The sequence below is a fragment of the Candidatus Obscuribacterales bacterium genome, from assembly GCA_036703605.1.
In the GTDB taxonomy this organism is placed as follows: Bacteria; Cyanobacteriota; Cyanobacteriia; order RECH01; family RECH01; genus RECH01.
Genome location: DATNRH010001131.1, coordinates 1 through 5,418, shown reverse-complemented (window position 1 = coordinate 5,418; position 5,418 = coordinate 1). Strand labels below are relative to the sequence as shown.

Sequence of the window (5,418 nt, the reverse complement as noted above, 5' to 3'; positions counted from 1 at the left end):
CTGGTGCTGGATCACTGGATGTTTGCGTCTTAGGCTTTGGCCCAGGTTTTTGCCGTTTTGCCTGAGGGACTGGGGCTGGGGTCGATGGATCGACAGATGGAGACATGACAGGAGGAGGCATGGCACCATTGAGGATATGAGAGTCCTCTGAATCAACCGTTGCTATGGATCCTGGATAGTTTGATGTGCTTAGGGTTTGACGAACCACTTGAATGGTTGTGTCAATACTTTCGATCCCTTTCCGAATTTGTGCAAGATTTGCTAAAAGCTGGGCTTCTTGAGCGGCTAAATTTTCTCGGGCCTGCAACAAATTGACCTGCACCACATCTGAGGGATCCATCGATGTTGCGGAACGTTTCATGAAGATGACCTCTTAAATCTTTGGGGTGAATTTAATTAAAACACGGCCATGTGGATATCAAACCATCCATGGATGCCAATATTCTGAACTCATAGACCCTGAACTTATAGACCCTGACTTCATCGAGTAGACAATACCCAAGTCTACAGATAATCAGTGGATCAACAGAGCGCTCTCCCAACCTGTAAGACAGACAGGGTCAACCCAGATGCATGGGTGAAACCCTCCATAGCTATGGGTCTGGGCTTATGAAAGCCATCACCTTCCCATAACTTACTCCTCAGGCAAGCATTCTACCTCCACGTTCAGTGACTGTCTTCTTTTCATAACCCAAACGAGTGATCAGGCTACAAAGTTGTTGCTGACTGTATCGTAGTTTGACCAATTACTGCTCTAGACGCTCTGCTAAGACAGACATGTATGTCTAGCATATTCCGACTCTGGCAAATGATCTATACCTTTGAAAGTTTTTTGATAGAGATTTTTGACAGATATAACTCATTCAGCTTGCTAAGTTGTCCAACACAGGCAGGCGATCGCCCTCCTAAAATCCCCCGATCAACCCTTAATTTTCTCTCGGTAAAAAAGTAGAGAGGTATTGATCTCTATCTAGATGAGACGACATCTAGGTGCAACGAGGTTAGATGATCACTTCAAGTCTTGGCGTTGCTGAATGAAGATATGAGATCGGAATGGCAGCAAGATGCTCACACGACCTTGACTGTGAATGAATCGAGGGTGTCTCGCTCACGGCTCATGAGTGCAAATCCTGTCGCGATTCAGCCATGTCCAAGTCCTGAGCAAGTTTGGCGATCGCGATCAACCGCAACCACACACTCATTTTTTATTCTGTATATCATGCTGTTGTAGTAGATTTCAGGGCAAAATTGACTAGATCTAGTGGTGCACCACAGGCTTAATGCTTGAACAACAAGGTATCCATGATGATCGTCATATCATCAAAGACCTCTTTACATTCGATTTTACAGTCGATAATCATGATGCTTGATTCACAGATCGGTGTCTACCACCGTAAACCTAGATATCTATAGATACTTGTCGATGGTTAAGCAAGGTTGTTTAAGGGGCATCAAGCCGTAGTAGCAGAGTAGAAGTAGCTCAGCCAGCATTAGGTTCAAGGCGAACCAAGCGACCGTTCGGATCATCGGTGAGCACATAGATGAGACCATCTGGGCCTTGTCGCACATCCCGCACCCGTTGCCCAATAGCGATCGCTTCTTGGTCTACCACATTGCCGGCGCTATCGACTTGAATACGCAGCACCTCTTGGGAGCGAAGACCCCCAGCAAATAAATGTCCTTGCCACTGGGGAATGCGATCGCCTCGGTAGATGAGTAGACCAGATGGGGCCTTGGCTGGCGTCCAGACTAGGCTGGGATCTACCATACCCGGCCGCGATCGCTCCGATGAGATTTCACCGCCAGTATATTCCCTACTGTGGGTCACTAAGGGCCATCCATAGTTTTCGCCCGCCCGCACCCAGTTAAGCTCATCGCCCCCTCGGGCTCCATGCTCTGTTACCCAAATTTGACCGGTGACCGGATCTCTGTCCATGCCCTGAATATTGCGATGACCATAGCTCCACACCGCTGCATCGGCAGCCTGATCACCGACAAAGGGATTGTCTGCTGGAATCGAGCCATCGTCATGAATGCGCACAATCTTACCCAGACGGCTGTTCAAATTCTGTGCTTGGCTGCGAATTAACTCGCCATCCAGCCGTACTGGCGGGTTGCCACCATCACCAATCGACACCAGCAGTGTATTATCTGGCAGCCAGACCATCCGTGAACCAAAGTGCTGGGTATCTGGCTTGGCGCGGCCTACCTCAAAGACCACGGTCCAATTTCTCAGGGCGGTACCATCGAATTCTGCCCGGCCCACTCGGGTTTGGTTGGCGTTGCGATCGCCGCTGGAGTAGGTAAAGTAAACCCAGCGGTTGTCTTCAAAATTGGGGTGAATAGCAATATCTAACAGCCCCGCTTGCCCTTCGACGAGCAGATTGGGCAGGCCAGGAATCGGTGTGGGATCGAGGTTTCCATCTCGAATGATTCGCAAACGGCCAGGACGCTCTGTCACTAACATCGTGCCGTCTGGCAGCCAGACCATGCCCCAAGGATGCTCCAGATTATCTAGGACGGTTACCGGCTGCACCGATACGGGATCTGCGATCGCCACCTCTGCTCCTGCCTCGTCTCCTGCCTCTATGATCTCAGCCGCATCATCGCCTTGCTCTGTCGTCGTCCCTAGGCGATCGTCTGATTGGGCTGATAGATCGGGGGTGCTACAGCCCATGAGGGCAAGCGCAGCGATGCTGGCCGCGTATCGTCTAAGGGATGGGGTAGGTTTCAGGAACATGGTCATGGTTCGACATGATGGCTCGACACAGTGATCACACAGGGGTCGCAAGAAATCGCAGACACAAATGAGATAGGGAACTTGTTAGGGTAAGTCTAACAGACTAACCCTGAGCGCAGTGCCCGTACTGCAGCCTGGGTGCGATCGTCGGCACAAAGTTTGCTGAGAATATGACGCACATGGGTTTTGATGGTTCCAACCGTTACGTCTAAGGCTTTGGCAATGTTGGCATTACTACCACCAGCCACAATCAGTTCTAAAATCTCTAGCTCGCGATGGGTTAATGGAAAGGTATCAATAATTGTTTGATACTCTGGCTCCGATGCCGTAATTGATATCCCTGCAGGGGGATTGTCTATGGATGTGTAGGACTGACGCATGTTGCGTAGAATAATATTGGCGATCGCTGGATCAATCCAAGCTTGTCCTGAAAAGGTTGCCTGAATGGCTTCCACCAACTGCTCGACTTGCACATCTTTCATGCAATACGAGTCTGCACCGGCACCAAAGGCAGCTAACACCGCATCCTCCTCATCATGCATCGTGAGGATGACAATTTTGACGGGAGGAGCATCTATGTCCGATTGGGCAAGCTGAAACTGACGGGTCAGTTCAATACCGTCGAGATCCGGTAGCCCGATGTCGATCAGCGCCACATCGGGCTGGGTTCGCTGCAACATCTGCAGGCCAGTTCTACCATCTTTGGCATCTCCCACCACAGCGATGGTGTCATATTGCTCTAGGGTGGCTCTGAGACCCATTCGAGTCAATGCATGATCTTCAACTAAGGCAACGCGGATAGGGTCCATGACTCAATTACCTCTGACGTGTGAACGTGTGGGTAAGGTCAAACACCATTTACCCAGTTTCACTATGACGAGAAATGCTGGGAAACAGCATCTATCTTTGGATAGACTATGAATCACGGGCCGACTGGCTTTCACAAGGGCGATCGCGCCTCATCCTAGAGAACGAGTTATGTCTATTCAGCCGCAACAGCAGGACTCATCGGCGATCGCTCCTAGACACGGTAGAAATCACGGACATGGTCTTGGGTACAAAACCTAACGAACGATTGAAGCAACCCCCCGGGTACCTTAGTAAAGATCTAACCAGAGACGTACTACGAACTAGAGAGAGTCAGCCAATAATAGAGTTAGGTGCACGGTCAAGATACATACCAATGCCCCGATAATGACCCGTGGTCAACGCCCCATTCGTTGCCTTCTCTCCAACCCCTCTCTAGATTTTTGTTACGCTCAGATATCATGCAGCCAAATTATCGCGATTTGCCATTTCCCCATGACGTGGGGCATATGGATCTTTGTTCAGAAGTTGTACGCAATATTCAGCTTGGTCTCACCATCTGGCATTTGCCCGAGCCCAATGACCCAACATCGTTAGAACTGGTGGCGTTTAATCCAGCGGCCGTTCACGTGACGGGGGTACCGCTTAATCAACGGGTGGGCGATCGCTTGGTGGATTGCTTTCCAGACCTCGTGCAGCAAGATCCAACGTTGCTCAACCACTACGCAGCGATCGCCTGCACCGGACGCACCAGTTCTCATCGCGCTGAATCCTACTACAGCACAGCCACAACGGTCGGCATCTACCGCGTGCAGGTCTTTCCCTTGCCCAACCGCTGTGTGGGGCTGGGGTTTGAGGATATTACTGAACATCGATTGATGGAGCAGTCGTTGCGGGAGAGCGATCGCCGCTATGAAACTTTGGCGAAACTGTTGCCGGTGGGCGTTTTCCGCACCGACCACCAAGGGAATCGGCTGTATGTCAACCAGAGTTGGTGTGCCATCACGGGTGTTCATACGCCGGAAGCATCGGGTTCCCAGTGGGCGGCAGCGCTGCATCCGATCGATCGCGATCGGGTTGTGGCAGAATGGCAGCGCTGTGTGCAGGCGCAACTACCTTTTCAGCTAGAGTACCGCTTTCTGCGCGACGACCAAACGGTTACCTGGGTGCTGGGTCAGGCTGTTCCCCAAACCAATGAAGCCGGGGATGTTGTGGGCTACATTGGCACCATTACCGACATCAGCGATCGCAAACAGGCGGAGTTGGCTATCAAAGATAGTGAAGAACGCTTCCGCGCTACCTTTGAGCAGGCGGCTGTGGGCATTGCCCATGTATCACGCCAAGGACAATGGTTGCGGGTCAACCAAACCCTATGCAGCATTTTGGGCTATGGCCGAGACGAGTTGATGGCGCTCAGATATCAAGATGTGACGCCGCCGGAATACCTAGAGCGCGATCGCCAGATTATCCATCAATTATTTCAGGGAGAGGCGGAAACCTGCGAACTGGAAAAGGAATATGTGTGCCGGGATGGATCACGGGTTTGGGTTAAAATTACGGCCTCGGCGGTGCGCAGTGCTTATCCAGTAGATGTGAGTATCCAGGCATGGCTTCAGTCATCGTTAGATAATGACGATCGCTCTGAGCAGGTGCAGTATCTTTTAGCCGTCATTGAAGATATTAGTGAACGTAAGCGATCGGAAATTGCGTTGCGAGAAAGGGCGGAGGAACTGACCTATATCAATGCGTTGTTATCTCGCACGACCGCCTTACTCAAACATCGCAATGAAGAGCTGGATCAGTTTGCCTATGTTTCATCCCATGACCTGAAAGCTCCCCTGAGGGCGATCGCTAATCTATCTGAATGGATT

At 50.9% G+C, this 5,418-nt stretch carries 4 protein-coding genes; 1 reads left to right on the top strand and 3 read right to left on the bottom strand.

The features are described from left to right. The 3 genes from V6D20_23465 to V6D20_23455 form a co-directional block, all read right to left on the bottom strand. On the bottom strand, positions 1 to 361 hold a 361-nt coding region (locus V6D20_23465), incomplete at its 3' end, for a hypothetical protein (GenBank protein ID HEY9818738.1). A 1,119-nt stretch (positions 362 to 1,480) separates the two neighbouring features. Continuing rightward, positions 1,481 to 2,740: a PQQ-dependent sugar dehydrogenase gene (locus V6D20_23460; GenBank protein HEY9818737.1), complete on the bottom strand. Its 1,260-nt coding sequence runs from the start codon at positions 2,738 to 2,740 to the stop codon at positions 1,481 to 1,483. Positions 2,741 to 2,835: 95 nt separating this feature from the next. Continuing rightward, complete coding sequence (locus V6D20_23455) at positions 2,836 to 3,549, bottom strand: response regulator transcription factor (protein HEY9818736.1); 714 nt, start codon at positions 3,547 to 3,549, stop codon at positions 2,836 to 2,838. Positions 3,550 to 4,008: 459 nt separating this feature from the next. Here V6D20_23455 and V6D20_23450 point away from each other — a divergent pair. Beyond that, a partial coding sequence (locus tag V6D20_23450) for a PAS domain S-box protein (protein HEY9818735.1) occupies positions 4,009 to 5,418 on the top strand: 1,410 nt, incomplete at its 3' end.